This window comes from Microcoleus sp. w2-18bC1 (assembly GCF_036700365.1).
Lineage (GTDB): Bacteria > Cyanobacteriota > Cyanobacteriia > Cyanobacteriales > Microcoleaceae > Microcoleus.
This window is the reverse complement of sequence record NZ_JAUBOS010000124.1, coordinates 1-4,578: the sequence shown is the minus strand read 5'-3', so window position 1 is coordinate 4,578 and position 4,578 is coordinate 1. Positions and strand designations below refer to the sequence as shown.

The 4,578-nt window shown below is 48.0% G+C and carries 1 protein-coding gene; it reads right to left on the bottom strand.

The genetic code is table 11. From position 1 onward, the window contains the following. The coding region (locus QT979_RS28320) for a DUF4347 domain-containing protein (RefSeq protein ID WP_333312332.1) at positions 1-3,656 on the bottom strand (3,656 nt) is incomplete at its 3' end. Positions 3,657-4,578: the final 922 nt, after the last annotated feature.

Here is a 4,578-nt window from a genome sequence, read left to right as displayed (position 1 = left end):
CCGCCGGTATCGGGATTGCCTAAAAATATCAGCCCTTCATTTGCTGGTGGGACGGTGTTGATGGTGAAGGATGCGATCGACCCGTCGGGGTCGCTTCCTCCGAGTCCTGCGATCGCCACAGTGCTGCTGGGGGCGATTTCGAGGTCGACGTTGTTAGCTACTGGCGGTTGGTTGGGCTCCGGCAGCAGCGCCGATACAGTAGCGCTGGCGCGGCTGGTAGCGCCCTGGTTGTCTGTAGCGCTGTAGGTGAAATTTGCTTTTGTAAAGTTGCCTGTCGATTGGAAAAATAATTGGTTAATGTCAGCAGGTGTCAGAATTTGACCGGCCGTGACAATCGTTCCGCCGGTATCGGGATTGCCTAAAAATATCAGCCCTTCATTTGCTGGTGGGACGGTGTTGATGGTGAAGGATGCGATCGAACCGTCGGGATCACTTCCTCCGAGTCCTGCGATCGCCACAGCGCTGCTGGGGGCGATTTCGAGGTTGACATTGTTAGCTATCGGCCGTAGGTTGGCGGGAGTCGGAGTCGGTGCGGGTGGGGGAGTCGGGGCAGAGGCGATGCTGGTGCTAACAGTTGCGCCGGGATCGCGGCCGTTATTGTTGTCGGGATTTGGGTCATTAGTGGTTGAGGTACTTCTTGCCGTGTTGCTGACAGTGCCGGTCGCCGGGGCTGGGAATCTGACAGTCCGGCTGACGGCCACGCCGTCAGCTAAGCTGGCAATGGGCGGAAAGCTGACAATGCCTGTGGCTGGGTCGTAAATACCGCCGTTGGATGCTGTAACGCCCGTTAAACCGGGAACGATGCTGTCTGTAACGGTGATGTTGGTAGCGGTACTCGGCCCTCTGTTTTCGGTGAGAATTGTGTAGGTGACAGTCGAGCCTGCGGCCACAGTAGCGGGCCCGGTTTTGATCGTAGCTACATCGGCGCTATCGGTAATCGTGGTGGTGACTCTTGCCGACGGGCTGCTGCCGTTGTTGTTGTCAGGGTTGGGGTCTCGGCTCGTTGAGGTGCTGCTAGCAGTGTTGGCGATGGGGCCGCCGGTGGCGGGAAGTGGAAAACGGACGGTTCTGTTGGTGCTGGCTGCGCTGGCTAGGGATGTGATCGTCGGCCAAGTCACAATACCTGTAGTTTGGCTGTAAGTTCCGCCCTCCGAGACGCTGACTCCTGTTAAACCCGGAACAATGGTGTCGGTGATCACCACATTGGTTGCTGCACTCGGCCCACTGTTGGCTGCCGTAATTGTGTAAGTAACAGTCGATCCGGCTGCTGCCGTAGCGGGCCCGCTTTTGATTGTAGCTACATCGGCGCTATCGGTGATCGTGGTGGTGACTCTTGCCGACGGGCTGCTGCCGTTGTTGTTGTCAGGATTGGGGTCTCGGCTCGTTGAGGTGCTGCTAGCAGTGTTGGCGATGGGGCCGCCGGTGGCGGGAAGTGGAAAACGGACGGTTCTGTTGGTGCTGGCTGCGCTGGCTAGGGATGTGATCGTCGGCCAAGTCACAATACCTGTAGTTTGGCTGTAAGTTCCGCCCTCCGAGACGCTGACTCCTGTTAAACCCGGAACAATGGTGTCGGTGATCACCACATTGGTTGCTGCACTCGGCCCACTGTTGGCTGCCGTAATTGTGTAAGTAACAGTCGATCCGGCTGCTGCCGTAGCGGGCCCGCTTTTGACCGTCACTACATCAGCGCTATCGTTTGTAATAGTGGTCGTGACTCTCGCATCCGGGCTGCTGCCACTGTTGTTACCGGGTACGGGATCGATCGTACTGCTGCTGCTGAATACACTGTTTGTAATAGGGCCGAGTGTAGTTGGGGCCGTAACAGTTACCGTGCGCGTGGCGGTGGCCCCAAGAGGTAAATTCGGAATACTCCAGGAAACCAGTCTCGTTGTCGGGTTGAAAGTGCCGTCGCCGTTGGCACTACCAAATACTGCCCCGTCGGGCAATCTATCTTCAATCACCACGTTTTCGGCGTCGTTCGGGCCGTTATTTACTGTCGTAATTGTGTAAGTAATGGGGCTATCCGGTGCCGCTGCCGCCGGGCCTGTTTTCGTTGAGGCAACATCTGCTGTAGTAAGCGGCACGTCTATAGTTTGGATCGACAAAGTGCGAACGTCGTGAATATTTGTTGCGTCTCCCGTTGAACCAGCAAAACCAAATTTGAATGTTGCCGGGATTGGCTCGTCTATCTCCTCTTGTAAATTGGCAATGTCGATAAGAGTCTCACCCGGATCTGCAAACGAACCATTATTGTTGAGATCAAAGTTAACAGTGAGACGGTTTGGCGTTGCAGAATTGGGGGGTTCCAAAATAATTTGAACTCTTCTTCTGGCTGCTTCGCGGCTGCTAGTAATGGTGTTGATCGGCCCGTTTGGAGGCAGAGGATTTACGGTATCGGGAATATTATCTATTCCCTGCGGCACAAACGTAGAAGTTAAAAATCGATATCCCGTAGATTCGCTACCTCGAAGTGTTACCGAATCTGCTCTACGAGTCACCCCAATTCCGCCTACACGCCCTTGAGTTTCACTTGAGAAATTTCCAAATTCATCCAATCCAATTCCTAAATAACCTCCCCGTAAACCGGACTGATTTGTATCTGTATTTTGGGCGTAGCCGAGAGACCCTCCATAGCCTCCAGCTACTGTAGGCGTCACAGTACCGTCAATTAAAAAGAAACTTATGCCGTCCCCTGTCCGCCCTGCTAAATTCGGACGTGCAGTGCCGTCGTAGGCAAATATATCAAAGACAATGTTAAGACCACTATTGACAGGAACCTGACTGTTATAGATGACAAAAGTAGATTGGTCAAAAGTTCTTGTAGTTAATCTTAACGCCCCGCTGCCAACCGGGTCTATGTTCAAACCTGGAAAACTCTCCGTTCCGGTTCCTGCTGTTAAAGCCGGAGCGTCTGACGTGCCTGTTACCCCAGAGATCCAAGGTCCGATTAGACGTGCGTCTTGAAAACTTTCGTCCACTAAACTAATGAGGACAGCGCTGTAAGTTTCCTGGGTTTTTGTTTCAAAGGCTATTGCGGTTTTTACTCGTCCGGCTGTAACATTTAATTGCCAGTTTCCTCCTAATTTTGCACTGCCAATTAGATTGTTGGAAGCCGCTATGTTTGCGCCTGTTAATTCTCTCAGCTTCTGCACGAAAGCAATCCCGGCTTTTCCAGCCCCAACCTGACACGCTAATATTAAAATATCGGCTTTTTCCGTGAAGGCATGGCGCCACTGTTGCAAATGCCGATCGTACTTTGGTAAGTTTTCATCCTTCAGTAAAGTTGACCCCAGTTGCACCGAAGCTTCCTTGCCGTGAGCAACTATCTGAAGGCTGGCAATGGAGCTGCGTTTAGCTAAAATCTCAGTAATTTGTTCTACTCCGTCCAGACTTCGATCAAGGACAATTATCTCTGTCCCCGGTTTGACTCCGCTGGCAAGATGCTGATAATTCTCTACCCTCGGATCGATGCAAACTAAATGTTTTTTACGTTGAGTATTAACGCCCCGACTCGCTTTTGTTAAACAGGAAATATTAATAGCCCGATCACCGACTAACGGCGTCCCAATCAAAGAAACTTTTATGCAGTCAGTGTCGTGGCGATCGCAACTTAATTTGTGAATTGGCGAAGAGTAGTTGCACCATAAATTTTTCATGAGTTAGATAGCTCCTTGATTTGTTAATCGTCAATCTTCAGTGGTAGATATTATTGTTAATTGCTAATGGAAATCTCTAATTACTAATTTCTCGACTTCGCATACTTAACAAGTTCTATTTACTTCGATTTTTTTTTGTGCGACATCTTCCTAAAGTAGCAGTTAGCTGTATTTACCTAGTAAATCAGGGTTTTTTTAGCCAATTCAGACGTAGTGCCAACTTATTTTATGATGAGGAAAAATGATCGCAATCTCCGAAAATACACCTTTTAATTAGATATTTTTTGCCTAAATGCAGTTGACAAGCATTCTTGTTTGTAGTAAACAAAGCTTGGATTTCCGATTTTCACTCAGACTTGATTCTTTATCAAGAACAAATTTTAGGGCTGTCAATCAGCTCAATGTCAGATAATCTATATTTTACTAAAGAAATAATTATAAATTTTGTAGTTATCAACTTCGTTTTCTGGCTTTTGTCAAGAATGAATGACTCACTACCAAAATTTCAGGGCCGTCAGCAAGTCGAATCAGCAATAATTCATCGGCTTGATATTTTTTGTAGTAATAATTAAAAACTCGGTTTATTTAACAAACCGATTTGCTATAACTTTAGGAAAAATTCAGCTAATCTATATTTCACTCAAGAAATGGTTATAAATTTTGTAGTTATCAACTTTTTTTCTGGCTTTTGTCAAGAATGAATTACTCACTAATAACCAATTTCAGGGTTATCAGCAAGTCGAATCAGCAATAATTCATCGGCTTGATATTTTTTGTACTAATAATTAAAAACTCGGTTTATTTAACAAACCGAGTTGCTATAATTTTAGAAAAAATGCAGCGAATTTAATGCGCTTTGTTTTCAAGGAGAAAGAGTAAGAAAATCGAGAGCAGTGATAGAATTATCAGCACCAAAAACCTG